At 62.5% G+C, this 24,561-nt stretch carries 25 protein-coding genes; 17 read left to right on the top strand and 8 right to left on the bottom strand.

Annotation, left to right across the window (positions count from 1 at the left end):
* Positions 1-2: 2 nt before the first annotated feature.
* From OCK01_RS01870 to OCK01_RS01860, 3 genes are all read left to right on the top strand, one after another.
* The gene (locus tag OCK01_RS01870; protein WP_263822446.1) at positions 3-1,634 is read left to right on the top strand and encodes a GMC family oxidoreductase; all 1,632 of its coding nucleotides are present in this window, start codon (positions 3-5) and stop codon (positions 1,632-1,634) included.
* Positions 1,635-1,701: 67 nt separating this feature from the next.
* The gene (locus OCK01_RS01865; protein ID WP_263822445.1) at positions 1,702-2,013 is read left to right on the top strand and encodes a type II toxin-antitoxin system HigB family toxin; all 312 of its coding nucleotides are present in this window, start codon (positions 1,702-1,704) and stop codon (positions 2,011-2,013) included.
* Positions 2,014-2,022: 9 nt separating this feature from the next.
* Positions 2,023-2,400, top strand: a complete 378-nt coding sequence (locus OCK01_RS01860) for a helix-turn-helix domain-containing protein (RefSeq protein WP_263822444.1) — start codon at positions 2,023-2,025, stop codon at positions 2,398-2,400.
* Positions 2,401-2,440: 40 nt separating this feature from the next.
* Here the strand turns inward: OCK01_RS01860 and fumC are convergent, their stop codons facing one another.
* Positions 2,441-3,829 (bottom strand): class II fumarate hydratase, encoded by a 1,389-nt coding sequence (fumC, locus tag OCK01_RS01855; RefSeq protein WP_263822443.1) that lies wholly within the window; start codon positions 3,827-3,829, stop codon positions 2,441-2,443.
* Positions 3,830-4,013: 184 nt separating this feature from the next.
* Here fumC and OCK01_RS01850 point away from each other — a divergent pair, with 184 nt between their 5' ends.
* Both OCK01_RS01850 and OCK01_RS01845 read left to right on the top strand, forming a co-directional pair.
* Positions 4,014-4,361, top strand: coding sequence for an ArsR/SmtB family transcription factor (locus tag OCK01_RS01850; protein ID WP_263822442.1), 348 nt, complete (start codon positions 4,014-4,016; stop codon positions 4,359-4,361).
* 297 nt (positions 4,362-4,658) lie between these two features.
* Positions 4,659-6,578, top strand: a complete 1,920-nt coding sequence (locus OCK01_RS01845; protein ID WP_263822441.1) for a L,D-transpeptidase family protein — start codon at positions 4,659-4,661, stop codon at positions 6,576-6,578.
* Between the two features lie 213 nt (positions 6,579-6,791).
* Here the strand turns inward: OCK01_RS01845 and OCK01_RS01840 are convergent, their stop codons facing one another.
* The 3 genes from OCK01_RS01840 to OCK01_RS01835 all read right to left on the bottom strand — a co-directional run bounded on the left by OCK01_RS01840 (position 6,792) and on the right by OCK01_RS01835 (position 8,250).
* The gene (locus OCK01_RS01840; protein ID WP_263822440.1) at positions 6,792-7,217 is read right to left on the bottom strand and encodes a type II toxin-antitoxin system VapC family toxin; all 426 of its coding nucleotides are present in this window, start codon (positions 7,215-7,217) and stop codon (positions 6,792-6,794) included.
* A complete protein-coding gene (locus OCK01_RS26505; protein WP_412178959.1) occupies positions 7,214-7,456 on the bottom strand; it encodes a FitA-like ribbon-helix-helix domain-containing protein in 243 nt (80 codons plus the stop codon). Before OCK01_RS26505 ends, OCK01_RS01840 begins: the two co-directional genes overlap by 4 nt.
* A gap of 80 nt (positions 7,457-7,536) precedes the next feature.
* Entirely contained in the window at positions 7,537-8,250 is a 714-nt protein-coding gene (locus tag OCK01_RS01835; RefSeq protein WP_412178958.1) for an HAD family hydrolase, read from the bottom strand.
* A gap of 156 nt (positions 8,251-8,406) precedes the next feature.
* Between OCK01_RS01835 and rpiA the strand changes: the two genes are divergently transcribed.
* From rpiA to OCK01_RS01805, 7 genes are all read left to right on the top strand, one after another.
* Positions 8,407-9,099 carry a ribose-5-phosphate isomerase RpiA gene (rpiA, locus tag OCK01_RS01830; protein WP_263822438.1) on the top strand — a complete coding sequence of 231 codons (693 nt, stop codon included), beginning with the start codon at positions 8,407-8,409 and terminating at the stop codon, positions 9,097-9,099.
* 23 nt (positions 9,100-9,122) lie between these two features.
* Positions 9,123-9,656, top strand: a complete 534-nt coding sequence (locus tag OCK01_RS01825; protein ID WP_182825973.1) for a DUF2059 domain-containing protein — start codon at positions 9,123-9,125, stop codon at positions 9,654-9,656.
* A 108-nt stretch (positions 9,657-9,764) separates the two neighbouring features.
* Positions 9,765-11,153: a glutathione-disulfide reductase gene (gene gor, locus OCK01_RS01820; RefSeq protein WP_263822437.1), complete on the top strand. Its 1,389-nt coding sequence runs from the start codon at positions 9,765-9,767 to the stop codon at positions 11,151-11,153.
* 339 nt (positions 11,154-11,492) lie between these two features.
* Positions 11,493-12,002 (top strand): LysR family transcriptional regulator, encoded by a 510-nt coding sequence (locus OCK01_RS26425; RefSeq protein WP_318530220.1) that lies wholly within the window; start codon positions 11,493-11,495, stop codon positions 12,000-12,002.
* The gene (locus OCK01_RS26420) at positions 11,969-12,388 is read left to right on the top strand and encodes a hypothetical protein (protein ID WP_318530219.1); all 420 of its coding nucleotides are present in this window, start codon (positions 11,969-11,971) and stop codon (positions 12,386-12,388) included. The genes OCK01_RS26425 and OCK01_RS26420 overlap by 34 nt, the downstream gene beginning before the upstream one ends.
* Before the next feature lie 116 nt (positions 12,389-12,504).
* Positions 12,505-12,678, top strand: a complete 174-nt coding sequence (locus tag OCK01_RS01810) for a hypothetical protein (protein WP_182825981.1) — start codon at positions 12,505-12,507, stop codon at positions 12,676-12,678.
* 161 nt (positions 12,679-12,839) lie between these two features.
* Entirely contained in the window at positions 12,840-14,213 is a 1,374-nt protein-coding gene (locus tag OCK01_RS01805; protein ID WP_263822436.1) for a class II 3-deoxy-7-phosphoheptulonate synthase, read from the top strand.
* Positions 14,214-14,279: 66 nt separating this feature from the next.
* Here the strand turns inward: OCK01_RS01805 and OCK01_RS01800 are convergent, their stop codons facing one another.
* The gene (locus OCK01_RS01800; protein WP_263822435.1) at positions 14,280-15,548 is read right to left on the bottom strand and encodes a metalloprotease; all 1,269 of its coding nucleotides are present in this window, start codon (positions 15,546-15,548) and stop codon (positions 14,280-14,282) included.
* Between the two features lie 316 nt (positions 15,549-15,864).
* On the opposite strand from OCK01_RS01800, the gene OCK01_RS01795 reads away from it, so the two are divergent.
* Both OCK01_RS01795 and OCK01_RS01790 read left to right on the top strand, forming a co-directional pair.
* Complete coding sequence (locus tag OCK01_RS01795) at positions 15,865-16,530, top strand: hypothetical protein (RefSeq protein WP_263822434.1); 666 nt, start codon at positions 15,865-15,867, stop codon at positions 16,528-16,530.
* A gap of 4 nt (positions 16,531-16,534) precedes the next feature.
* Complete coding sequence (locus OCK01_RS01790) at positions 16,535-17,377, top strand: alpha/beta hydrolase (protein ID WP_263822433.1); 843 nt, start codon at positions 16,535-16,537, stop codon at positions 17,375-17,377.
* A 70-nt stretch (positions 17,378-17,447) separates the two neighbouring features.
* Here the strand turns inward: OCK01_RS01790 and OCK01_RS01785 are convergent, their stop codons facing one another.
* Positions 17,448-18,350, bottom strand: a complete 903-nt coding sequence (locus tag OCK01_RS01785; protein WP_263822432.1) for a calcium-binding protein — start codon at positions 18,348-18,350, stop codon at positions 17,448-17,450.
* A gap of 345 nt (positions 18,351-18,695) precedes the next feature.
* On the opposite strand from OCK01_RS01785, the gene OCK01_RS01780 reads away from it, so the two are divergent.
* Positions 18,696-19,115: a GFA family protein gene (locus tag OCK01_RS01780; RefSeq protein ID WP_263822431.1), complete on the top strand. Its 420-nt coding sequence runs from the start codon at positions 18,696-18,698 to the stop codon at positions 19,113-19,115.
* A 49-nt stretch (positions 19,116-19,164) separates the two neighbouring features.
* Here OCK01_RS01780 and OCK01_RS01775 read toward each other — a convergent pair whose 3' ends face one another.
* Together OCK01_RS01775 and OCK01_RS01770 are read right to left on the bottom strand one after the other, a co-directional pair.
* A complete protein-coding gene (locus OCK01_RS01775; protein WP_318530229.1) occupies positions 19,165-20,205 on the bottom strand; it encodes a porin in 1,041 nt (346 codons plus the stop codon).
* A 202-nt stretch (positions 20,206-20,407) separates the two neighbouring features.
* A complete protein-coding gene (locus tag OCK01_RS01770) occupies positions 20,408-20,914 on the bottom strand; it encodes a DUF1003 domain-containing protein (RefSeq protein WP_263822429.1) in 507 nt (168 codons plus the stop codon).
* A gap of 129 nt (positions 20,915-21,043) precedes the next feature.
* On the opposite strand from OCK01_RS01770, the gene OCK01_RS01765 reads away from it, so the two are divergent.
* Both OCK01_RS01765 and OCK01_RS01760 read left to right on the top strand, forming a co-directional pair.
* Positions 21,044-22,717 carry an NAD+ synthase gene (locus OCK01_RS01765; protein ID WP_182825994.1) on the top strand — a complete coding sequence of 558 codons (1,674 nt, stop codon included), beginning with the start codon at positions 21,044-21,046 and terminating at the stop codon, positions 22,715-22,717.
* Between the two features lie 100 nt (positions 22,718-22,817).
* The gene (locus OCK01_RS01760; protein WP_263822428.1) at positions 22,818-24,431 is read left to right on the top strand and encodes a molybdopterin-binding/glycosyltransferase family 2 protein; all 1,614 of its coding nucleotides are present in this window, start codon (positions 22,818-22,820) and stop codon (positions 24,429-24,431) included.
* Positions 24,432-24,561: the final 130 nt, after the last annotated feature.

Genomic DNA, 24,561 nt, shown 5'->3' with positions numbered 1-24,561 from the left:
CCATGAGCAGCTATGACTATGTGATCGTCGGCGCCGGCTCGGCCGGCTGCATTCTCGCCAATCGACTGACGGAGGACGGCCGCTATCGCGTGCTGCTGATCGAGGCCGGCGGCAAGGACAATTCCTTCTGGTTCAAGATTCCCATCGGTTACGCGATGAGCTACTACAATCCGAAGGTCAACTGGATGTACTATTCCGAGCCGGAGGCCGAGCTCGGCGGACGCCGGGTCTATGTGCCGCGCGGCAAGGTGCAGGGCGGCTCCGGTTCGATCAACGCCATGGTCTATGTGCGCGGCGCGGCCTCGGATTTCGACGACTGGGCGTCGGCGGGCAATCCCGGCTGGTCGTACCAGGACGTGCTGCCGGTTTTCAAACGGCTGGAAACCCATGCCGACGGCGCCAATGACTGGCATGGCGACACGGGGCCCATCCATGTGACGCCGATGCGCGGCGGCACGCATCGCATCACCGACGCCTTCCTCGCCGCCTGCGGCGAACTGCAACTGCCTGTCAACCGCGACTTCAACGGCGCGACGATCGAAGGCGGCGGCGTCTACGACATCAACACCAAGGGGGGACGTCGCTCCCATTCGAGCGCCGAATATTTGAAGCCGATCCTGGCGCGACCCAATCTCACCGTCGAGCGCTTCGTCCATGTCGAGCGACTGGCTTTTGACGCCACCGGACGCGCGGTCGGCGTCGAGGCGACGCGTAATGGGGAGAGGTTGACCTTTTCGGCGCGGCGTGAGGTGATCGTGGCCGCCGGCGCCGTAGGCAGCCCGGCCATTCTCCAGCGCTCGGGGCTCGGCGATGGCGACGTTCTGAAGAAGGCGGGCGTGGCGGTGCGCAGGCATCTGCCGGCCGTCGGGCGGAACCTGCAGGACCATCTCTGCGCGAGCTTTTACTACAAGTCGAAAATCCCGACGCTCAACGACACTTTCTCGAAATTCCATCACCGCATGCTGATGGGCCTGCGTTATGTTCTGAGCGGCACGGGACCCTTCTCGATGAGCGTCAATCAGGCCGGCGGCTTCTTCCGCGGTCGGCCGGAGGAGCCGAGGCCCAACATCCAGCTCTACTTCAACCCGCTCTCCTATCGCATTCCAAATACGCCGAAATCCGGCCTTACGCCGGAGCCCTATTCCGGCTATCTCATCGCCTTCAATTCCTGCCGGCCGACAAGCCGCGGCGAAATCATGATCGCTTCTCCCGACAGCCACGCTAGCCCAAAGATCATGCCGCATTTCCTGACCACCGAGCGCGACCTCGACGAAGTGATCCAGGGCAGCCGCCTGGTGCGTCGGATCGCTTCTGCGCCGGCCATCGCCTCGCTGAGCGAGGCCGAGATTTCACCCGGCCCGCAGGCGGAGAGCGACGAGGCGTTCCTCGACTATTTCCGCGCCAATTCCGGCTCGATCTACCATCTCTGCGGCACCTGCATGATGGGTCCTGACGCCGAGACATCCGTGGTCGACGCGCGTCTGCGCGTGCATGGCGTGCCGGGCCTGCGCGTCATCGACGCCTCGATCTTCCCCAACGTCACGGCCGGCAACATCAACGCCCCGACGATGATGGTGGCCGAGAAGGGCGCGCAGATGGCGCTGGAGGATGCGCGGATGGAAGCGGCGGCGTGAGCCGTCGCTGAATCAGCGATATTCTCTGGAGACTTGTTTCCAGTTTGGGAACGGGCTATGGTGCGCCATGCACATCATCGCCAAGTCAGCATTGGTGAAGTTCTGGGAGAGCCAGACGGCCGGGCTGCCGCGTGACGCCGCCAGGGCCGCGCTGACGTCATGGCACACAACTGTGTCCGATGCCGTGTGGAACGATTTCAACGATCTGAGGAAGACGTTCAATTCGGCGGACTATGTTGCGGACGGCAAGGTCGTGTTCGATGTCGGCGGCAACAAATATCGCTTGGTCGGTTTGGTGGGCTATCGCACGAAACGGGTTTTTGTCCTCTTCGTCGGCACGCATGCAGACGATGACCGCATCAGCGTCAAGGATCTCTAGGAGGCAGCCATGGATTTCTCAAGCTTGAGGACATTGCAGAGCGAGGACGAATATCAAGCCGCGCTTCTTGCCGTGCGTCCCTTCGTCGAGGCGGAGCCGGAGGAAGGAAGTCTCGACGCCGCTCGCTTCGATGCGCTCGTCCTGCTGATCGAGGAGTATGAGAAGCGGGTCTATTCGATCCCGCGGGCCGAACCGGTCGAGGTCATCAAGGCGGTGATGGAGACGAACAACTATTCTCGTGCAGACCTTGTCGCTGTCCTCGGCTCCAAGGCGCGCGCGTCAGATCTCCTCAACAAGCGGCGCGAGATCAATTTGGACCAGATCCGCAAACTCAGCAAGGCTTGGAATATTCCGGCTGCGGCGCTGATTGGGGATGTCGCGGCATAGTAGCCCCCGCGACATCCGTTTCAGATCAGGTCCGCCGGCCTCAGCCCGGCCCCACCATCTTCTCCGGCCTGACCACCTCGTCATATTGCGCTTCCGTCACCAGCCCGGTCGCCAGCGCTTCCTCTTTCAAGGTGGTGCCGTTCTTGTGGGCGGTCTTGGCGATCTTGGCGGCGGCGTCGTAGCCGATGACGGGGGCGAGCGCGGTGACCAGCATCAGCGAGCGCTCGACGCCCTGGCGAATATTGTCCTCGCGCGCTGTGATGCCGATCACGCAATTGTCGGTGAAGGAGCGGGCGGCGTCGCCGAGCAGCTGCACAGATTGCAGGAAGTTATAGGCCATCACGGGATTGTAGACATTCAGCTCGAAATGCCCCTGGCTGCCGGCGAAGGTGATCGCGGCATTGTTGCCGAAGATGTGCGCGCAGACCTGAGTCAGCGCCTCGCACTGGGTCGGATTGACCTTGCCCGGCATGATCGAGGAACCCGGTTCGTTTTCCGGCAGCGCCAACTCACCGAGGCCAGCGCGCGGGCCGGAGCCGAGGAACCGGATGTCGTTGGCGATCTTGAACAGCGCGGCGGCGGCGGCGTTGATGGCGCCATGCGAGAAGACCATGGCGTCATGGGCGGCGAGCGCCTCGAATTTATTGGGCGCGGTGACGAAGGGCATGCCGGTGATCACCGCGATTTCCTCCGCCACCAGTTCGGCGAAACCGACCGGCGCATTCAGCCCGGTGCCGACGGCGGTGCCGCCTTGGGCGAGTTGCAGCAGGCCGCTCATCGTGTCGCCGATCCGCTTGATGGCCGAGTGGACCTGCGCCGCATAGCCGCCGAATTCCTGGCCGAGCGTCAGCGGCGTGGCGTCCTGCGTATGGGTGCGGCCGATCTTGATGATGTGCTCGAATTCCTTGGACTTGGCCTCCAGCGCCTTGTGCAAATGGATGAGGGCTGGGATCAGGTGATGAGCGATCTCGACGGCGCAGGCGATATGCATCGCCGTCGGATAGGTGTCGTTGGACGACTGGCTCATATTGACGTGGTCGTTGGGGTGAACCGGCTTCTTGGAGCCCTTGGCGCCGCCCAGCATTTCGATCGCGCGGTTGGAGATCACCTCGTTGGCGTTCATGTTCGACTGGGTGCCGGAGCCGGTCTGCCAGACCACCAGTGGGAAATGATCGTCGAGCTTGCCGTCGATGACCTCCTGCGCCGCCGTGACGATGACGTCGCCGAGCTTGGGATCGAGCTGGCCGAGCTTCATATTGGCGCGTGCGGCGGCCTGCTTGACCACGCCGAGCGCTTTGACGATCGACGCCGGCTGTTTCTCCCAGCCGATGCGGAAGTTTCCGAGCGAACGCTGCGCCTGCGCGCCCCAGAGGCGATCGTCTTCCACTTCGATGGGGCCGAAAGTGTCGGTTTCGATGCGTGTCGGCATGGGGAATATCCTTCTGATCCGAGTCCAGTATCTTGTCTAATCCCGCCTGCGCGTGAAAGGAAGTGGTCACTCCAACGTCCTCAGCACACAACTCCGTTCGCAAGGCGCAAGAATTTACGTGCAAGCGCGGCCTCGCCTTCCTATATGCGATGAAGCAAGGGCGGCGACTGAAAGCCGGGCGGCGATGGACGAGATCGAGACTGACAAGCAACCGGTTCTGAGCAAGCTGACGGCGCTGTCGCATGCCGGCCGTCTCGACATTTTCCGTCTGCTCGTTGCGGCGGGAGGCGATGGACTCAATGCCGGCGAGATTGCCGTGGCGCTGGATCTCAAGCCCAATACGCTCTCTCAACATCTGACCATGCTGTCTGCGGCGCATCTGATCCGGGCGCAGCGGGAAGGGCGCAACATCCGCTACTTCGCCGAAATTTCCGCGATGGGACAACTCCTCGGCTTTCTCATGCAGGATTGCTGCGGCCGCAGCCCGGACATCTGTCGGAAAGCGCTGGAAACCTTGAAGATCCGCCGTTAGCCGCAGCGATGTCTGCGCCATTTTCGCCACAGCCTCTCCGAAACGAACTATGCGAAACTGGGCGGCAAGCCTGACGTCCGAGGGCGAAAGCATATCTGGCGGGTTAACAATAAATTAAGGTTATCAGTGTGTTGTGGATGCTCGAAATCGGGCCTGCCCAAAACGCGTCACAAATTTGTGACCTCATGAATGAAGTCGACCGGTCATCCGTTTTCTTTTCAAGGGATTGGCGATCCGCTAGTCTGTCAGCAACTTGATTTGGGGTGACGGCGTTTCGTCGTCGGGAATGATAGCAACATGAAGATGAAGACTACGACAGCGATCGTCGCACTTGCCGTGGCTGGCGCGATCGGAATGAGCTCCGCGCCTGTCGGCGCCGCCACATTGCTCGACTTCCTCAAGGGCAACAAGGCCGCACAGAGACCGCAGCAGCCCTTCGCCGGGTCGCTGGATGACGACACCAGCGCCTTCCCGGACCCCGCAGCGCCGGCCAGGCCGTTGCCGAAAGTGACGGGTCCGACCTACAATGCCTACAAGGCCGATGCTCTGCGCTGGATCGCCGCGTCAAAATTCGCGTCGTCCAGCCAATCCGCGTCGGCCGCTGCGATCGAACAGCCCGAGGCGACCGGCTCGATCCAGACCATCTCCGGCCCTGCGAGTTTCGACGCCGGCGCCGAGCCGCGCGCCTTCATGGCCGATGTCAAGGTCAGGGCCCCGTCCGAAGTGGCGACCGCAATCGAGAAATACTACGCCACGCATCAGGGGCTCGTATGGGTCGACGCCAACGGCGTCAGCCAGAAGGCCCGAGACGCGATGGCGGCGCTCGCCGACGCCGGCTCCGACGGCCTCGATCCCGCCGATTACGCCGTGACAGATCCCGATGGCGCAATGACCGACGCCGATCCGGCCGCGCGTCAGAAGCGACTGATGCAGTTCGAGATCGAGATGTCGGCCGCCGTGCTGACCTATGTCCAGGACGCCCAGCGCGGCCGCATCGATCCCAACCGGATCTCGGGCTATTACGATTTCAAGCGCAAGACGGTCAATCTCGACGCCGCGCTGACCAATGTCGCGCTCTCGGGAGACGTGAAGGCCTATCTGGTGAGCCGCAATCCGCAGAACGCCCAGTACCAGGCGTTGAAGGCCGAGCTGGCGCGACTGAAGGCCGTCGACGGCGAACAGGAAGCGCGGGTGGATGTTGCGCCGGGCACCCTGATCAAGCCGGGCGACGTCAATCCCGAGCTCGCCAATGTGGTTGCGGCCATTCGCCAGCGCGGTTCCGACAAGCTCAAGCTCGATCATTCGCTGACGCTCGCCTCTTACCAAGGCGGCGCCGATTACGCGCCGGAGATCGTCGAACTGGTGAAGGCCTATCAGACCGAGAACGGCCTGAAGGGCGACGGCGTCGTCGGCCGCGGCACGGTCCGTGTTCTCAGCGGCGGCGACAGCCACAGCGCCAAGATCAACAAGCTCGTGGTGGCGATGGAGCAGATGCGCTGGCTGCCGAAGGATCTCGGCCCGCGCTTCGTCTTCATCAACCAGCCGGCGTTCAAGGCCTACTATTACAACGAAGGCCGCGAACAGTTCGAGATGAAGGTCGTCGTCGGGTCAAAGGCCAACCAGACCTATTTCTTCCAGGACGAGATCGAAGTCGTCGAATTCAATCCCTATTGGGGCGTTCCGCGCTCGATCATCGTCAACGAGATGTTGCCGAAGCTGCGCCAGGACCCCAGCTATCTCGACCGACTCGGCTACGAGACGTCGGTCGGCGGTCAGCAGATGTCGTCGACCGACATCGACTGGAGCACGACCGACTCCGTCGATGTGCGCCAGCCGCCCGGAAGCGACAATGCGCTGGGACAGCTGAAGATCATGTTCCCGAACTCTCATGCGATCTACATGCATGACACGCCGCAGAAGAAGTTCTTCGGCCGCGACATGCGCGCTCTCAGCCATGGCTGCGTTCGTCTGGTCGATCCGAAGAAGATGGCCGCTGCGGTGCTCAATATGTCGGTCGCCGACGTCGACCAGCAGATCGCTACCGGCAAGAACCATCAGGTCAAGGTGCCGGAGAAGTTTCCGGTCTACGTCTCCTATTTCACCGCCTTCCCCAACAAGGACGGCGCAGTGGAATATTTCGATGATGTGTATGATCGCGACATGTATCTGGGCCGCGCGCTGGATGCGACCCGGAAGGCGCGCCACGGTCAGGGGTGAAACGATCGTCCCTAGGTCTGACTAACATAAGGCGGCTTCGGGCCGCCTTATGTGTTTTTGGCAGTGTCGCGGGCCGCCGCGTCACTCTTTGCGACGTCATTGCTATGAGAGCGCGGCGCAGGCGGGGATGAAGCGGCTGGAAGAATAGATGGCGGTAGAGACGAAGTCGCTCTGCTTATTTCGGCATGATTACCAGGCTCGTTGTAAAGCCGCCTATATTGCAAACCGCCAAGGATCGATCGCGTTGATGCCTGCCGCTAGATAAGGGGACAGATCGCGGGTTGCGACCGAAAACCCGCGTGACATCGCTGTCGCGGCTATCAAACCGTCAGCGAAGGAAATGGCCCGTCCACGGTTCTTTGCCGAGGACATCAAAAATGCGTAAGCCGCTGATGCAGGGAGATCGAAGGGCAAGACTCGTTCCGCAAAGAGAGGCAGCACTTCCTCCTCAAGCCGCCTCTCCAAAACTTGCTTACGTTTTCCGAGAGGCATGATGCCCACGCCATATCTGAGTTCGGCCACCGTGATGGCGGACAGGAAAAGCGTATCAAGCGCTTGATGATCGAGCCATGCAATGACTTCCGCCGCTGGCGTCGGTCTCCACGCTTCTGAGATTACATTGGTGTCCACAAGGATCATTCGAAGGGTGCGCGAGGCAGGAAATTGCTTCTGACATCCAAGTGCGCGTCTTCGCCGCTCCCTGCTTCCCGTCCAATGTCGGCGAGCAGGGAGCCTAGACGTGACGGACTGGCCGCACCGGTTTCGCGCTTCAGGATAGAGAGAGCTTCCTCGGCCGTGCTTCGTCCATGCTGAGCCGCCCTTCGGATGAGCGCCTGTTCTATGTCGTTGGGTAGATCCCGGATCGTCAGGGAGGCCATGCGCGCCCTCTCGGATGTGTCTTCCCCAAATATGAAGGCAAACCCGCGAATTTACAATCGCCTTCCTGGTTCGCCGAACCTCAGTCCGCCACCAGCCTCTCGATCAATTCCGCCGTCAACTCGTCGAAATGGCCGATCACCACGCTCGGACCGAGATCTTCGACAGGCGTGTCCGAGTAGCCGAATGGCACGGCGATCGATGCGATCTTGGCGTTCTGCGCGACCTTGATGTCGTTGAGGCTGTCGCCCACCATGACGGTTCGGGAAGGGTCGCCGCCGGCGCGTTCGATGGTGCCGAGGAGATGGGCGGCGTCGGGTTTGCGCACCGTGAAGGTGTCGCCGCCGGTGATCGCGGCAAAGCGGTCGGCGAGGCCCAGGCCTTCGAGAAGCGGGCGCGCCAGCCCCTCCATCTTGTTGGTGCAGACGGCGAGCGCCACATCGGCCGCCGCCAGACGGTCGAGCGCCTCGACAAGGCCGGGATAAGGCTTGCTCTTGCCCGGCATGCCGCCGCGGTAATGCGCGATGAATCGCTCCAGCATCGGCGGGAAATCGTCTTCCGCCAGCGGTTGGCCGCGCAGCGCGAACGCGCGCTCGATCATGGCGCGGGCTCCATGCCCGACCAGATGCGTGAGATCTTCGAAGCCGACCGGCGGCAGGTCGCGCGCCGAGATGGTGAAGTTCAGGCTGTCGATCAGGTCGGGGGCGGTGTCGATCAGGGTTCCGTCGAGATCGAATACGGCAAGCAGGCGCGGCACGGGCAGTCTCCTCACAAAGAATGAGGCTGTGATAAACATCGCCGGCCGTCATGTAAATCGCGCCGCAACGCCAGTCGTCTTGCCGTCTGTCATTTCCCGGCGGGAAGCAGACGATGCAAAACTCGTCTTTGCTTCTTCCGCTCGCTCACAAGCTCGTGTAAAAGCCCGTCCACGAACAATCGGAGATCCTGGCGGATGGACGCCCGGCATATGAAAATCATCGCCGCCCAAGAGGCGCTCAAGCATGTCGAGCACGGCATGCGCCTCGGAATCGGCACTGGCTCCACCGCGGAAGAATTCGTCCGGTTGCTGGCCGAAAAGGTGGCCGAAGGGCTCGAGGTCCGCGGCGTGCCGACATCGGAGCGCACCGCGCGGCTCTGCCTTGAACTCGGCGTACCCCTGAACTCGCTCGACGAGCTTCCCGAACTCGACCTCACCATCGACGGGGCCGACGAAGTCGACGGCCAGCTGCGCCTGATCAAGGGCGGCGGCGGCGCGCTTCTGCGGGAAAAGATCGTCGCGGCCGCCTCGGCGCGGATGATCGTCATCGCCGACGAAACCAAGGTCGTCGACACGCTCGGCAAGTTTCCGCTGCCCATCGAGGTCAATCCGTTCGGCCTGGCCGCCACCCGTATCGCGGTGGACAAATGCGCTTCCCGCCTCGGTCTGACCGGCGAGATCGCCCTGCGCAAACGGGGTGAAGACGCCTATGAGACCGATGGCGGCCATTACATTCTCGATGCTTCTTTTGGCCGTATTTCTGATGCAGAGGCGCTGGCTGCGAGTCTGTATTCGATCCCCGGCGTGGTCGAGCACGGGCTGTTCATCAATCTGGCCTCCCTGGCCATCATCGCGGGTCCGCAATCTGCGCGGACCATCGCGGTCTAATCTGACGAGGAGATAGTGTGTCCATGATGAAGATTGACAGGATCGGGCGCGCGGCTTTGGTCGCGGGCATGATGTTCGGGTTTGGCGCGTCGCTCGCCGTCGCTCAGGAGAGCATTTCGGACGCGCATCTGAAGGCTGCCCGCTCGGCGATGAAAGCGATCAAGATCACCGAGCCTTTCGACGCCATCCTTCCCAATATCGCCCAGCGCCTCAAGGGCACGCTGATCCAGAGCTCGCCCAATTACGAGCAGCTGATCAACGACACGGTCGACGCCAAGGCGCTCGAACTCGCCGCGCGACGCGCCGATCTCGAAAAGGAAGCTGCGGCGATCTACGCCAAGACTTTCTCGGAAGAAGAGCTGAACCAGATCGCCGCCTTTTATTCCGGCCCGGCCGGGCAGAAGCTGTTGAAGGATGGCCCTCTCGTCATCCGTCAGCTGTCGAAGGCCGCCGACATCTGGGCGACCGGCATGAGCCGCGATCTGTCGACCACCACCGACGCGGCGCTCGAAACGGCGATCGCCGCCGAAAAGAAGGCCGAGCAGCCCAAGCAGTGAGGCGCTCTCCGACGACGATGCAAGCCCGCCTCCCGGCGGGCTTTTCTTTTGCCGCTCGAGCCGCCATATGAACATGCGGGAGGCCGGGAGTTTCTAGTGGGGAATGAAATGTCCAGTTACGATTATGATCTCTTCGTCATCGGCGGCGGTTCGGGCGGCGTGCGTGCGGCGCGCGTGGCGGCGTCGCTCGGCAAGAAAGTAGCGATCGCCGAGGAATACCGTTTCGGCGGCACCTGCGTCATCCGCGGCTGCGTCCCGAAGAAGCTGTTCGTCTACGCCTCGCAATTCCACGAGCATTTCGAGGACGCCGCCGGTTTCGGCTGGCAGGTCGGCGAATCGCGTTTCGATTGGAAAAAGCTGGTGGCTGCCAAGGATCAGGAAATCACCCGTCTCGAAGGCCTCTATCGCAAAGGGCTGACCAATGCCGGCGCCGAGCAGATCGACAGCCGCGCCGAACTGGTCGATCCCCACACCGTGCTGATCAAGGCGACCGGCAAGACCGTGACCGCCGAGAGGATCATCGTCGCCGTCGGCGGCGCACCGTCGGTCCATGGCGCGCTTCCCGGCTTCGAGCACTGCATCAGCTCCAACGAAGCCTTCCATCTCAACGAACTGCCCGACGCGATCCTCATCGAAGGCGGCGGTTATATCGCGGTGGAATTCGCCAATATTTTCCATGGTCTCGGCGTCAAGACGACGCTGATCTATCGCGGCAAGGAGATCCTGTCGCGCTTCGATCAGGATATGCGGCGCGGTCTGCATGCGGCCATGCAGGCCAAGGGCATCGAGATCCTCTGCGAGGACGTGATCCTCAATGTCGAGAAGAAAGCCGAGGGACAGCTGGTCGCCACGACCAAGCAAGGCAAGATCCTCGAAGTCGGCCAGGTGATGCTGGCGATCGGCCGGTCGCCCAACACCAAGGGTCTCGGCCTGGAACGGGCCGGGGTCGCGGTGAACGAGCGCGGGGCGATCATCGTCGATCAGTATTCCCGGACCAATGTGGCGAGCATCTTCGCGCTCGGCGACGTGACGGACCGCGTGCAGCTGACGCCCGTCGCCATTCACGAGGCGATGTGTTTCATCGAGACGGAATACAAGAACAATCCGACCTCGCCGGATCACGATCTCATCGCCACCGCCGTGTTCTCCCAGCCGGAAATCGGCACCGTCGGCATGAGCGAGGAGCAGGCGGCCAAGGCGTTCGAAGAGCTGGAAGTCTACCGTGCGGAATTCCGGCCGATGAAAGCGACGTTGTCGGGCCGGGCGGAGCGGATGATCATGAAGCTGATCGTCAACGGCGCGGATCGCAAGGTGGTGGGCGCGCATATCCTCGGCCACGACGCCGGCGAGATGGCGCAGCTTCTCGGCATCACGCTGAAAGCCGGTTGCACCAAGGATGATTTCGACCGCACCATGGCGGTGCATCCCACCGCAGCCGAAGAGCTGGTGACCATGTATGCGCCGACCTATCGCGTCAGGAACGGCGAGCGGGTCTGAACTATGACGCCGGACCGGCGCGGCTGTCGCGCCGGTCCGTTTTCATCTGGCGATCTCGCGCGCGTCAGCCGCGCCAAAAGCGGCGCGAGCCAGTCGAGGCCGCGCCATTCCTCCCGCTCCAGAGGGTCCTGAAACGCATGAGGTTTCGGGATGCGCTGGCCGCCGCGGCGAGTGAAGGGATCGGATAAGGGCATGATATCTCTCCTGCCGTTTTGTTCTGATCCCAAGGTAGGGCAGGGGCTGCCGAGGACGTAGACGCAAGGATGAAAAGCCCATTTCAGCTGCGAAATGTTCAACGCGCCCACGGGCGTGCTATGGTCGGCCGCGAAGGAGACCGGCATGCTCGGCGCGGATTGGAACGACCTCGATCTGTTTTTTCATGTGGCGACGCAAGGCGGGCTGACCGGCGCGGCGATCGCCACGGGCGTGAGCGCGCCGACCATCGGCCGCCGCATGCTGGGGCTGGAACGGCAGCTCGGCCGCACCCTGTTCATTCGCAGTCCCCAGGGCTATCGGCTTGCCCATGACGGGGCGGTGTTGCTCGACCATGTGCGCGTGATGCGTCGCGCCGCCGACAGTATTGTCGAATGGCAGCGCGGCGCCTTCGCCCTGCCGATCGTCTCGATCGCCGGCGACGCCTGGATCGCCGGCTTTCTCGCAGATCACGCCCAGGCCATTCGCGGGCAGGACGACGCCTTCCGCATCTGTTGCAAATCCGCCCATACCGGGCTCGACCTGACTTTCGCGAGGCGGATGTGGCGATCCTGGCCGTCCGACCCGATCACGGCAACTTCGCCGTCCGGCAGAGCGTCACGATGCGCTACGGCGTCTATGGCGCCGTCGCGATGACGGCCGAAGCGAGTGAGCGCTGGATTTCGCTCGGGACGGAAAGCGCCGCCTCCGCCGCGGATCGCTGGGTGTTCGAGCATCATGAAAACAGGATCATGACCTGGACCAGCAGTCCGGATCTCCTGCAGAGACTGATCCGAAAGGGCCACGGTTTCGGCGTGCTGCCGCTCTTCGTGGGGGATAGCGATCTGGAGCTGGCGCGGCGCGACGAAGCCATCGCCGAGCTCGACCATCCGCTGTTCATCGGCGCCAATGACGATGATCGCAAGCGCCCCGAAGTGCGCATCGTGCTCGACCGTATCGCGAATCTGCTGCGCGCCCATCAGGACCTGTTCGCCGGCGGCGATGCTCCTGCAGCGCGGCGAGCGTCGGCCGAGGCGTCCTGAAGTTTTTCTGCGACAGGCCGTAAAATCTGCTAATTTGACAGTCATCAATGCTTCGCGGCCGGCGGGAGGAGACGGCGGGCGCGAAACCCTGGCATGAAGACAGCGGAGGATTGATCATGGCAAGCGTAAGCAAGATCCGGCCCGGCCCGGTTCACCCCGACACCACCGGCATGGGCGAAGACCGCATGCTGGACGCCCAGCGTAGCGGCTTCGGCTTCATCAGCTATCTTTTGTTTCCCTTGATCGCGGTCGTCGCCTTCGCCGCGGCGCTGTATCAGTCCGCGCCGTAAAGGGACGCGACGCTGAACTCATTGTTCATCGAACGGCGGCGAAACCGGTGTTTTGCAGCCATTGAAGGCTTTGCAAACTCTTCCTTAATATGTATAAGCCCGCCGATCAGCGGGCTAGCGTTTCACGCCCGCAGTGTATCCACATCGAACAGGTGAGTATTATGGCACAGAATTGGAACCCGTCTAGCTGGAGGTCTAAGCCCATTCAGCAGGTTCCGGCTTATCCGGACTTGGCTCAACTCGACGCCACGGAAGCACGTCTGTCCAAGTTTCCGCCGCTTGTTTTTGCAGGCGAGGCGCGGCGTTTGAAGGCCTCGCTCGCCAAGGTCGCCAATGGGGAGAGCTTCCTGCTCCAGGGCGGCGACTGCGCTGAAAGCTTCGCGGAACATGGCGCGGACACGATCCGCGACTTCTTCCGCGCCTTCCTGCAGATGGCCGTGGTCCTGACATTCGGCGCGCAGAAGCCCGTCGTCAAGGTCGGCCGCATCGCCGGCCAGTTCGCCAAGCCGCGCTCCTCGGGCATCGAGAAGAAGGGCGACGTGGAGCTGCCGAGCTACCGCGGCGACATCATCAACGGCATCGAATTCACCGAGGAAGCCCGCATTCCGAACCCGGAACGCCAGATCATGGCCTACCGCCAGTCGGCTGCGACGCTGAACCTCTTGCGCGCTTTCGCGATGGGCGGCTACGCCAATCTCGACAATGTGCACAAGTGGATGCTCGGCTTCGTCAAGGATAGCCCGCAGGCCGAACGCTACCGCGCGCTCGCCGACCGCATTTCCGAGACCATGGATTTCATGGCGGCGATCGGCATCACGCCGGAAAACAATCCGAGCCTGCGCGAAACCGATTTCTTCACCAGCCATGAAGCGCTGCTTCTCGGCTATGAAGAAGCGCTGACCCGCGTCGACTCGACTTCCGGCGACTGGTACGCGACCTCGGGCCACATGATCTGGATCGGCGACCGCACGCGCCAGCCCGATCACGCCCATGTCGAATACTGCCGCGGCATCAAGAACCCGATCGGTCTGAAATGCGGCCCGTCGCTGACTGCCGACGGCCTGCTCGAGCTGATCGACATTCTGAACCCGGCCAATGAAGCGGGTCGCCTGACGCTGATCTGCCGTTTCGGTCACGACAAGGTCGCCGAGCATCTGCCGCGCCTCATCCGCGCCGTCGAGCGCGAAGGCCGCAAGGTGGTCTGGTCCTGTGATCCGATGCATGGCAACACGATCACGCTCAACAACTACAAGACCCGACCCTTCGACCGGATCCTGACGGAAGTCGAAAACTTCTTCCAGATCCACTATGCCGAAGGCACGCATCCCGGCGGCATCCATATCGAGATGACCGGCAACGACGTGACCGAATGCACCGGCGGCGCCCGCGCGCTGACGGGCGAAGACCTGCAGGATCGCTACCACACCCATTGCGATCCGCGCCTCAACGCCGACCAGGCTCTCGAACTGGCCTTCCTGCTGGCCGAGAACCTCAAGTCCGGCCGCGACGAGCAGAAGCTGGCCGTCAACGCCTGAGGCGAGACTGACAAGATATGAAAAAGGCGGCTCGCGGGCCGCCTTTTTCATAGGCTGGTCTTGATGTCAGACGCCAAAGCCGAACACGTAGACGCCGCCATGCGTCGCCAGCGTGACGGCAAAGGCCACCGCCAAGATCGCGGCTTCCTTCGACGTCATCGCGCGTGCGGAAGGCGCATAGCCGCGCCGCAATAGGCCGGGCAGGCCGAAGATCGCCAGCAGCACCGCCATCTGCGTATAGCCGAGCCAGAGCAGCAGCAGCAAGCCGGCGAGCGCGAGCGCCATCATCGCCTGGGTGAAGATATCGCGACCGAAGGAGCGAAGGAAGCCTTCTGCGACCTGTCCGCCGTCGAGCGGATAGATCGGCAGAAGATTGAGCGCGTTGAGCAGGCAGCTGAAATAGGCCAGATTGACGGCCCACGCATAGGCGACGGAAAACTCGGTGGCGAAATAGGCGTAGCAGAACGCCGCTGCGGTGAGGGGTACGCAGATCGCGGGACCTGCGAGCGCGCAGACCGCCCGCTCGAATTCCGAGCGATGCGGCGAGGACGAGACGGCGATGCCGCCGACGAAGGGCAGCAGCATCAGGCGATTGCCCTGCTTGCCCATCAGTTTGAACGACAGGTAGTGGCCGTATTCGTGCAGAAGGATGACCAGCGTGAGCTGGATCGCCGCCGTCACCGAGAACTGGGTGAGAAGGAGCGCGAAGGCGACCAGCGACAAGCCGATCTCCATGGCGTAATCGCGCGGATCGAAGGAGCCGAACAGCGGTTTGCGGGCTGCGCGCGTCTGTTGGCCTGCGCGGCCAGTGGGCGGTGCGACGGCGGACGGCGCGGTCGAGTAATCCCGTTCTCCGCGCACGAAGCTTCTCAACTGTCTCCATGCCCCGAAAATCGCCGCGATCACGCCGCCGATGCGGGAGAACAGCCGTTGCTCGACGGTGATGCGGCTGCCGGCGCCGGCCGGCTCGACGGTCCAGATCTCGACGGATTCACGCCCGGGCGCCGCGTCGACGCCGTCGACCGAGATCACCGCGACGCCCAGGCTGCCATGCGGCAGGCCTTCGATCCGTCGCACCCGTAATTGACGGAGGCCTCCGGCGCGGCCGATATGGACCGTGCGCGCCCCGTCGGGCGTTTCCACGATCGCCTCGACGGCGGCGAATGTGCCGCCGGTGTTGTCCATCGCCATTTGCAGCCGCGCCAGCGCCTGGTTCGCCGGCTCGGTGGAAAGCCGCGAGAATCGGATCAACCTCATGCCTCGACCGGTCTCCGCGAGGAGCCGGTAGATCGCCAACATCAGGAGGAGAAAGAGGATCTGGACAAGGAATTGCATGCGGTGGGCTGCTTTCGATAGGAAGGAGCATCTCGATTGAGCATTCGATAGAGGGGAAACCGAGGCGCGGCAAGTCGGCGTTCATTGTTGGGTTTGCGCCTGAGCGGCCACGATGGTGGCTGGGTTGTATATTTTGTTTGCTAAATATCATCGGCTGTGTTTCAATTCGCCATCGACCCGTTTGCGTCGATGCTGATGGCGTTTCATTCCAGTCTTTCAACTTCACCTATGCGCTTCGCGTCGCCGCGAGGCGGCGTCAGTGCGCGCGCCGTCCCGACGATTGCCGGCCATGGCATATTTCATTCAGGGGACCGATATGGACCTACCCACTATCCTGGCGGCCACGACCGCCATCGGCACCGCCGCCTACGGATTGGTCGATTCCAGCAAAGCATTCAAAGGGGGCGTCTCGAATATCGGCTACGGATTCGTGGAGGAGGCGCTGACGCCATTCCGATCGGCGCTGGCGCTGGTGAACGAGGATGCTCCCTTCGAATTGGCCAAAGCCAACTGGATCAACGGGATGGACGTCGCGGATCAGAAGATCGCGATCAAGGGCTTGATCAAGCTCGGCATCGCCCCCAGCACGGCGCGCGAGCTCGCGGAGGCGACGCCCGGGGTCAATGCAAATTCACTGTTGGACATCTCGAGAAAACTCGAAACAGGAGCGCCGCTCGAGGAAATGGAACTGGCGCTTCTCGCCCGCTTCGAGGGGGTGATCGACGCGCGTCTCGATGCGGCGTTCGAACGGGCGGACCAGAGATATCGCAACACGGCGCGCGTGATCGCGGCCGCCATTGCGGTCGTCATATCGGAAATCGGCGCATTCACCATGGTGATGGACGGCGATCAAGGCGGTTTTCTCCTGTTTTTGCAGGCGTTCGGGATCGGCATCGTCGCTGCCCCGCTTGCTCCGATCGCGAAGGACCTGACCAGCGCCATCACCGCCGCGTCGACCTCGTTCAAAGCGATCGTGCGGTGAAGCCATGTCGCTGTTTCTTAATTTCAGGATGCAGCCCGTTGGTGGCGGACTGCGCACGGAGCCGATGATCCTGAGGACCGACGCCGACATTCGCGCCTCGGTCCTCGAACTTTCGACCTTGCAGAGACTTGTCTCCGGGCGAAGTGTGCTCTTGTCAGTACACGGCTTCAACAACGGTCAGTCCGAAGCTTTGTGCAAGCTGACGCGTTTGGAGGAAGCGTTGGCGCTGCCGCCATCCGTCGCCTTCATCGGGGTGCTGTGGCCCGGGGATTCGGCGGCCGGCTTCATCAGTTATCCAGTCGAGAAACCGACTGCTTCAGCCTCCGGTCAGCGTTTGGCGAAGTTTTGCAACAATCGTCTGCCTGCGACCGTGGAAGTGTCGATCCTCAGCCACAGCCTCGGGGCGCGGGTCGCCTTGGAAACCGTGCGCGGCCTTCGCGCCGACGTCCGGGCTGTCGTCCTCATGGCGGGCGCCATCGAAAGGAACTGTCTGGAAAAGGAGTATTCCGACGCATTCGCAAAGGCGGAGGCCGTGCATGTGCTCGCGTCGCGCAAGGACAATGTGTTGCGTTGGGCGTTCCCGGCAGGCAATTTCTTCGGCCAGTTGCTCGACCGAACGGCATGGCCGCTGTCGTCGGCCCTGGGCTATTCGGGACCGCCGAAACAGATCGGCAAGACGCGCCCGCCCTGGATCATCGACGACAAGGAAGATTACGACCACGGCGACTATCTGCCGTCGGGGAACAAAGCTGAAGCCTTTCCCGGCGCCGACCCCGCCCCGACTTGGAGGAACACGGCCGCTTATGTCGGCAGAGCGCTGTCGGGCAATCCGCAGATCTGGCCCTGACCAACAAAGGACGACGCCCGCGCGCCGAGGCTGGCGCGCGGGCGTCAGATCCAATCCCAGGCGGGTGGGATCAGAACAGGAAGTCGTCGGACGAGAGATCGTGGATGTCGACGTTCTTGAGCGTGATCTCGCCGTATTTGCCGCCGTCGATCACCACGTCCTTGCCGACCTGTTCCGCCGAATAGGTGATGAGATCGTCGAAGCATGGGAAGTAGCCGACATCCTGGAGATCGATCACGTCGTGATGATCGCCGGCGGCGTTGAAGTCGGTGATGACGTCATGGCCGAACTTGCCGTTGAAGTCGAAGACGTCGGCGTCCTTGCCGCCGGTCAGGCGGTCGTTTCCGGCGCCGCCGTCCAGCACATCGCCGCTTCCGCCGCCGATGAGGATATCGTTGCCGCCGAGGCCGCGGAAGTAATTGTCCTCCGCGCCGCCGCGGATGACGTCGTCGTATTTCGTGCCGATCACGTTCTCGATGCTGACCAACACGTCATAGGAGCCGTCGCGGCCATAGACATAGGTCGCGCCGGACTTGCCGTCGATCTTGAAGGTCACGCCCCCGCCGATGTGGGAGAAGTCGACGAGATCGTAGCCCGCATCGCCACGATACGTATCGTAACCATTGCTGGCGACGAAATAATCGTGGCCGGCCCCGCCGCCGAACACATTGTTCGACTTGTTGCCGACGAAGTAGTCGTCGCCGGATCCGCCGATGATCTGCTCGATGCTCACGAGCGTGTCGCGATGCACGCCGTCGCCATAGACCTGGGTCTCACCTTTATCCTGGAGCTTGATGGAGAGGCGGCCGTGATAGGTTGTGTAGTCCATCAGGTCCCAGCCCTTGCCGCCATTGATGACGTCGTCGCCGTCGCTCGCCCGGATGATGTCGTTGCCCGCCAGCCCGAAGATGACGTCGTCGCCATCCGTGCCATGGATGTCGTCAGCGAAATTCGTACCCTTGATCCGCGCCATCTGGTCCTCCACAGTCCAATGAGTTGTGCTGGAGACTTTGTAGGCCAGCGTCGGCGTGGACGGAACAGATCGCTTGGTCAGGCCCGGGTTTCCGAGAAATTAAGGATAACGCTGAAAGGTTTACGCAATTTTTGGAGCAGCCGGGCGCCCGCCTTCGTTTCGAAACGATGCGATCGGGTCAGATTGAAACAGCATGTTGTGACGACATGGCTCACCGGGGAAAGCGCTGGGATCGGCGCCGGCGGAGCGAGGATCAATTCCGTTGTAGGATCGGATCATCCCAATTCATTTGAATTGCCGCCCGGCGTTCGTCACTGTGTCCGCAAACGACGATGAGGAGCGATGATGAACGAACGTCACACCGGAGCCTGTCTGTGCGGCGCCGTCACCTATGTGGTCGACGGGCCGATGCGCCAGGTGGTTTTTTGCCATTGCGGTCAATGCCGCCGCCAGACGGGGCTTTATTACGCGTCCACGGCGGCCGACGACGACGATCTCAGTATTTCTGGTGAGGACAATATCACCTGGTTTGCTTCGAGCGAAAAAGGCCGGCGTGGTTTCTGCAAGCATTGCGGGTCGGCGCTGTTCTGGCGCTACGAGGGCGCCGACTACACCTCGATCCAGGCGGGCAGCGTCGACATGCCGAGCGGGTTGACGCCCGGTTCTCACATCTTCTGCGCCGACAAGGGCGATTTTTACGAGATTCTCGACGATCTGCCGAAATACCCCAAGAGTTCGGCCGATCTTTTGACCAACAACGATTGATCCGGCAAGGAGAAGAGCCCCGTTTGGGGCTCTTCGAAGTCGGATCGTGTCAGAAGGTGCGCTGGAAGCGGACCATGCCGTTCCAATGGTCGGCGTCGACGACCTTGTTGTCCCACTTGGTGTAGGTCACTTCCGGCTGGATCAGCAGGCCGGAGACCGGGTTCCACTTGAGATTGGCGGCGGCGGCGAAGGTCTTCTTGTCGGTGCCGGCGACCTGGACATTGGCGGCGAGATCGTCGGCGAACTTGTAGCCGACGCCACCCCAGGCGGCCCAATCACCCCAGCCGACATAACCGTCGCCGGGAGCATAGGCGTGGATCGTGTCGCCGTCGGTGTTCCAGGCGCCCATCACGAAGACCGAGAGCGCGCCGAACTTGCCGTCCAGTCGTCCCTTGATCGCGCCGGCGTCGGCAGTGTCGTCATAGCCGCCGACAACGGCGACGCCGAACATGTCGGTCGCATAGCTGACGCCGCCGACGAAGTTCGGGACATAGTCGTTGCCGTTGGGATCGGCATAAGCGACGTTGTCGTCCGCTTCGACGCCCAGAGACGCCTTCAGATCGCCGGCCTGGTAGGTGTAGGAGATCTGGTTGGTTTCCTTGAGACCGAACTTGATCACGTCGTCATTGGCGACGTCGCCGCCGTAATTGGTGAAGGTGGTGTAGAGCGAGTCCGTCAGGCCGACCTGGAAACCGGCCAGGGAGATTGTCGCAGCGATCAGCTTGGTGGTGGTGTGGGTTCCGTCGTTGTAGGTGTTGACGAATTCGTGGCGGGCGATGAGCTTGGTCTTCAGCGCGCCATATTCGGTGTCGGACGCCGTATCCATGTAGATCTCGGCGCGGGTCAGCGAGGTCCAGCCATGGTCGCTGTCGGCCTTGTAGGAATCGGCGGCTTTCAGGTCGAAGCGGATGCGTCCGCCGACCTTGAGGCAGGTCTCGGTGCCGGGAATGTAGAAATAGCCCGTGCCATAGGCGTCGCAGACTTTCACATAATCCATCGGTTCCGCTTCGGCGGCGACGACGGCGTCGGCGGCCTGGGCTGCGGAGCCGATGGCGAGCGCCGCGGCGGATGCGAGAAGAAGGGTCTTCATGGTCAAAATGACCTCCAGTCAGTCGGATAAAGTGAGCCGGCCCTGCGCCGGCTGGTTGCCAGAAACCGAGCCCCTCCAAACCCGGTTTCTGATGCTGCACTACGTCCGCGGTTTTGCACGCAAATAACAAAAGCTGTCACATAGTCCAAAATTTAGGAACTGATGTTTAATTAGCACACTTAGGAAACTCTTGGTGTGCCTGTCAGCCACGCATTTTCGCGACTTCGGCCCGCAGCTCCCGCAACTCCTTGAGCACTTCGAGGTCGATTTTCTGGTGGAGGGCCAACACCTCGATCTCGGCCTTCAGATTGATCTCGTAATCTTTCGCCGCCATGAAGCGGTCGCGCTCGGCCTGACGATTCTGGCTCATCATGATGATCGGCGCCTGAATGGCGGCGAGCATCGACAGCATGAGGTTCAGAAAGATGAACGGGTAGGGGTCGAACGGCCTGGTCGTCAGCAGCACGGTGTTCAGCACCGCCCAAAACATCAGAAAAGCGAAGAAGCAGAGAATAAAACTCCATGAGCCGCCGATACGGGCGATCTGGTCGGCCAGCCTGTCGCCGAAATTTGCGCCTGAGAGAAACTCCTCATTGGCGTTGCTGGAAACCGCGCGCCGCTCGCGGGCCCGTTTGATCACCTTTTTTTCAGAGGCGTTCAGTTCCTCCGCGCTTTTGCCCAGCGCACTTTTTTCGAGGTCCGTCAACATGTCACGATCTCCGCGTTGTCGGCCCACATTCTACGAATCGTTTGTAAAAACAACGGGAACTTGGTTCGCGCGCCCGGTGTCATGGACAAGGCGGACGTTTATGCTAAGACCAAAGGACGGAAAGAGAGAATGGGCATTATGACGGACACGCTTCGGATCGCGATCGCGCAACTCAATCCCACCGTCGGCGACATCGTCGGCAATCTCGCCAAGGCGCGCGACGCCCTGGCCGACGCCGACCGCCAGGGCGCCGATATCCTGTTGCTCACCGAACTGTTCATTTCGGGCTATCCGCCGGAAGATCTGGTCCTGAAGCCGGCGTTCCTGAGATCCTGCTTGCGCGCGGTCGAACAGCTGGCCGGGGAGACCCGCGAGGATGGCCCGGCCGTGATCGTCGGCTTTCCGCGCCAAGGCGAGACCGGCCGTCACAATGCGGTGGCCGTGCTCGAGGCCGGACGCATCGCGGCGATCCGCGACAAGGTGGATCTGCCGAATTACGGCGAGTTCGACGAAAAACGCGTCTTCGTCGCCGGGGGCGAGCCGGAACCCGTGACGATCAAAGGCGTGTCGGTCGGCATTCCCATTTGCGAGGATATCTGGGGCTCGCTCGGCGTCACCGACACTTTGGCGGCCAAGGGCGCGGAAATCCTGCTGCATCCCAACGGCTCGCCCTATTACCGCGGCAAGATGCCGATACGGCATGACATCGTCAAAGCCCAGGTCACCCGCACCAAGCTGCCGCTGATCTACGCCAACCAGTTGGGAGGGCAGGACGAACTGGTGTTCGACGGCGGCAGTTTCGCCGTCAACCCCGATCTCTCCCTCGCGTTCCAGATGGCGGAGTTCGAGGACGCGGTGGTGACGACGACCTGGAAGCGGCGCGAGGGCGGCTGGACCTGTTCGGAAGGGCCGATGTCGCCGCTGCCGGAAAAGGAGGAGGCCGATTACCGCGCCTGCATGATCGGCTTCCGCGACTATGTGAACAAGAACGGCTTCAAGAATGTCGTGCTGGGACTTTCCGGCGGCATCGACTCGGCCATATGCGCAGCGATCGCCGTCGATGCGCTCGGCGAGGACCGCGTGCGCACGGTGATGTTGCCCTATCGCTATACGTCGACCGATTCGCTCACTGACGCCGCGGCCTGCGCCAAGGCTCTGGGCTGCCACTACGACACGGTGCCGATCGAGGAGCCGGTGCAGGGTTTCCTGTCGGCGCTGTCGGATCTGTTCGAGGGCACCGAGGAAGGCATCACCGAGGAGAACTTGCAGAGCCGCGCGCGCGGCATGATCCTGATGGCGATTTCCAACAAGTTCGGCTCCATGGTCGTGACCACCGGCAACAAGTCGGAAATGTCGGTCGGCTACTGCACGCTGTATGGCGACATGAATGGCGGCTTCAATCCGATCAAGGATCTCTACAAGATGCAGGTCTATGCGCTGTCGCGCTGGCGCAATGCGCATGTGCCTCCCGGCGCGCTGGGGCCGTCTGGCGAGGTCATTCCGCACAACATCATCGACAAGGCGCCGTCGGCCGAATTGCGCCCCAACCAGACCGACCAGGATTCGCTGCCGCCCTATCCCGTGCTGGACGATATTCTCGAATGCCTGGTGGAGCAGGAAATGGGCACCGAGGACATCATCGCCCGCGGCCATGACGCCGCCACCGTGCACCGCGTCGAGCATCTGCTCTATCTCGCCGAATACAAGCGCCGGCAATCGGCGCCGGGCGTGAAGATCACCAAGAAGAATTTCGGCCGCGATCGCCGCTATCCGATCACCAATCGGTTCCGCGACCGCGGTTGATGCAGTCTTGCGCCGTTTGGTCGGGTGAAGCGGCCGACCGGTCTTTACGCTTGCGAGCGCCCGTGGTTTCATCGCGTCCTGATCGCGTTGGAGAGACGGCATGAAATTCGGACCTGTTCCGCTCGACGAGGCAGAGGGCGCGTTGCTGGCGCATTCTCTGAGGGCGGAAGGCCTCAGCCTTCCCAAGGGCCGGCGTCTTACATCAAGCGATGTGTCGGCGATCGCCGCGGCGGGCATAGCGGAAGCGATCGTCGTGCGTCTCGAGCCGGGCGACGTCGAGGAAGACGAGGCCGCGCAAGCGATCGCAGACGCCATACCAAAAGATCACCTCACATTTTCCCCGGCGACGACCGGCCGCGTCAATGTCTTCGCCGCCTGTAACGGCCTGTTTCGCGCCGATCGCGCCGTGGTGGATCGTCTCAACCGTCTCGATCCGGCCGTGACGCTCGCCACTCTGCGCGATCACGCCGATGTCAAGGCGGGCGACATGGTGGCGACGATCAAGATCATTCCACTCGCCGCGCCGGGCGCCGCCGTTTCCGCCGCCGTCGAGATTTTGGCGCAGGCGCGGCCATTCGAAGTGCAGCCATACGCCGCGCTCAAGGTCGGACTGGTGGCGACCATGCTTCCGTCGCTGAAGTCGACTGTCATGGATAAAACAGCGCAACTTCTCAAAGCGCGGCTGTCCGCGTCGCGGAGCCGGCTCGATCGCGAAATTCGGGTTCCGCATCGCACAGAGGCGGTGGAGGATGCGATCGTCTCGCTGCTGCCGGATCACGATCTCGTCGTGGTGTTCGGCGCGTCGGCGATGACGGATTTCGACGACGTCATCCCGGCTGCGATCCGGATGGCGGGCGGGACGGTGATCCAGGCGGGGCTGCCCGTCGATCCCGGCAATCTGCTGGTGTTCGGCGAGATAGACGGCAAGCCGGTGGTCGGCGCGCCGGGTTGCGCGCGCAGCCCAAAGGAAAACGCTTTCGACTGGGTGCTTTCGCGGGTCATGGCGGGCGAATGGCCGAGCGTCCAAGAGATGACCGGCTGGGGCGTGGGAGGCTTGCTGATGGAAATTCCGACCCGGCCCAGACCACGACTCGGCGAGGCCAGACCCGAGGGCCTGCAAATCGAAACGGTGATCCTGGCGGCCGGGCAGGGGCGGCGGATGGGACCGGAAGGCAGACATAAGCTTCTGGCCCTGTTCGACGGCGAGCCGCTGGTGCGGCGGACGGCGAGGGTCGCAAAGGAGGCCGGTTACGCGACGCCCCTGCTGGTTACGGGCCATCGCGCCGCCGAGATCGAAGCCGCGGTCGACGGTCTGGGATGTCGCGCCGTGTTCAATCCGGCCTATGAAGACGGCATGGCGTCGTCGTTGCGCGCCGGTCTGGCCGCCGCTGCGGACGCCGACGGGCTGCTCGTGCTTCTCGCGGACATGCCGGCAGTGACAGCGGAGGATATTGCCTGCCTGACGCGGGCCTTCGTCGCGGCCGGAGGAAACTCGATCGTGCGGGCGGTGTCCAACGGCAAGCGCGGCAATCCGGTGATCCTGCCGAAATCGGTATTCCCGGCTGTCATGAGGCTGGAGGGCGATATCGGCGCGCGTCCCGTCATCGAGAAAAGCGGTCTGCCCGTGCTCGACGTCGAAATCGGCCTCGCCGCGCATCTCGACACCGATACGCCGGACGCCGTGATCGCGGCCGGCGGCGTTCTCGGTGCATAACTCTCTTAAAACTTGACAGATTAATTCATGATATGCGAATTGCTTCTGGTCGGCCGCGGGGGTCGATGAAGCAGTCGCCAGCCAGTCGCCGCCTACGGCACAAGCCAGGACTTCCGATCGCATGGGGTGT

It is taken from the genome of Rhizobium sp. TRM95796 (assembly GCF_025779995.1).
Lineage (GTDB): Bacteria > Pseudomonadota > Alphaproteobacteria > Rhizobiales > Rhizobiaceae > Rhizobium_E.
Note: the sequence above shows the minus strand (reverse complement) of the source record. Positions and strands in the feature narration are given on the sequence as shown.

Coding starts and splice junctions, on each gene's coding strand:
- OCK01_RS01810 (WP_182825981.1), top strand. CDS start 12,505: ATGGCAAGCGTAAGCAAGATCCGGCCCGGCCCGGTTCACCCCGACACC.
- OCK01_RS01845 (WP_263822441.1), top strand. CDS start 4,659: ATGAAGATGAAGACTACGACAGCGATCGTCGCACTTGCCGTGGCTGGC.
- OCK01_RS01870 (WP_263822446.1), top strand. CDS start 3: ATGAGCAGCTATGACTATGTGATCGTCGGCGCCGGCTCGGCCGGCTGC.
- OCK01_RS01775 (WP_318530229.1), bottom strand. CDS start 20,205: ATGAAGACCCTTCTTCTCGCATCCGCCGCGGCGCTCGCCATCGGCTCC.
- OCK01_RS01760 (WP_263822428.1), top strand. CDS start 22,818: ATGAAATTCGGACCTGTTCCGCTCGACGAGGCAGAGGGCGCGTTGCTG.
- OCK01_RS01790 (WP_263822433.1), top strand. CDS start 16,535: ATGTCGCTGTTTCTTAATTTCAGGATGCAGCCCGTTGGTGGCGGACTG.
- rpiA (WP_263822438.1), top strand. CDS start 8,407: ATGGACGCCCGGCATATGAAAATCATCGCCGCCCAAGAGGCGCTCAAG.
- OCK01_RS01780 (WP_263822431.1), top strand. CDS start 18,696: ATGAACGAACGTCACACCGGAGCCTGTCTGTGCGGCGCCGTCACCTAT.
- OCK01_RS01835 (WP_412178958.1), bottom strand. CDS start 8,250: ATGTTTATCACAGCCTCATTCTTTGTGAGGAGACTGCCCGTGCCGCGC.
- OCK01_RS26425 (WP_318530220.1), top strand. CDS start 11,493: ATGCTCGGCGCGGATTGGAACGACCTCGATCTGTTTTTTCATGTGGCG.
- fumC (WP_263822443.1), bottom strand. CDS start 3,829: ATGCCGACACGCATCGAAACCGACACTTTCGGCCCCATCGAAGTGGAA.
- OCK01_RS01850 (WP_263822442.1), top strand. CDS start 4,014: ATGGACGAGATCGAGACTGACAAGCAACCGGTTCTGAGCAAGCTGACG.
- OCK01_RS26505 (WP_412178959.1), bottom strand. CDS start 7,456: ATGGCCTCCCTGACGATCCGGGATCTACCCAACGACATAGAACAGGCG.
- OCK01_RS01765 (WP_182825994.1), top strand. CDS start 21,044: ATGGGCATTATGACGGACACGCTTCGGATCGCGATCGCGCAACTCAAT.
- OCK01_RS01865 (WP_263822445.1), top strand. CDS start 1,702: ATGCACATCATCGCCAAGTCAGCATTGGTGAAGTTCTGGGAGAGCCAG.
- OCK01_RS01800 (WP_263822435.1), bottom strand. CDS start 15,548: ATGCAATTCCTTGTCCAGATCCTCTTTCTCCTCCTGATGTTGGCGATC.
- OCK01_RS01840 (WP_263822440.1), bottom strand. CDS start 7,217: ATGATCCTTGTGGACACCAATGTAATCTCAGAAGCGTGGAGACCGACG.
- OCK01_RS01770 (WP_263822429.1), bottom strand. CDS start 20,914: ATGTTGACGGACCTCGAAAAAAGTGCGCTGGGCAAAAGCGCGGAGGAA.
- OCK01_RS01805 (WP_263822436.1), top strand. CDS start 12,840: ATGGCACAGAATTGGAACCCGTCTAGCTGGAGGTCTAAGCCCATTCAG.
- OCK01_RS01825 (WP_182825973.1), top strand. CDS start 9,123: ATGATGAAGATTGACAGGATCGGGCGCGCGGCTTTGGTCGCGGGCATG.
- OCK01_RS01795 (WP_263822434.1), top strand. CDS start 15,865: ATGGACCTACCCACTATCCTGGCGGCCACGACCGCCATCGGCACCGCC.
- OCK01_RS01785 (WP_263822432.1), bottom strand. CDS start 18,350: ATGGCGCGGATCAAGGGTACGAATTTCGCTGACGACATCCATGGCACG.
- gor (WP_263822437.1), top strand. CDS start 9,765: ATGTCCAGTTACGATTATGATCTCTTCGTCATCGGCGGCGGTTCGGGC.
- OCK01_RS01860 (WP_263822444.1), top strand. CDS start 2,023: ATGGATTTCTCAAGCTTGAGGACATTGCAGAGCGAGGACGAATATCAA.
- OCK01_RS26420 (WP_318530219.1), top strand. CDS start 11,969: ATGCGCTACGGCGTCTATGGCGCCGTCGCGATGACGGCCGAAGCGAGT.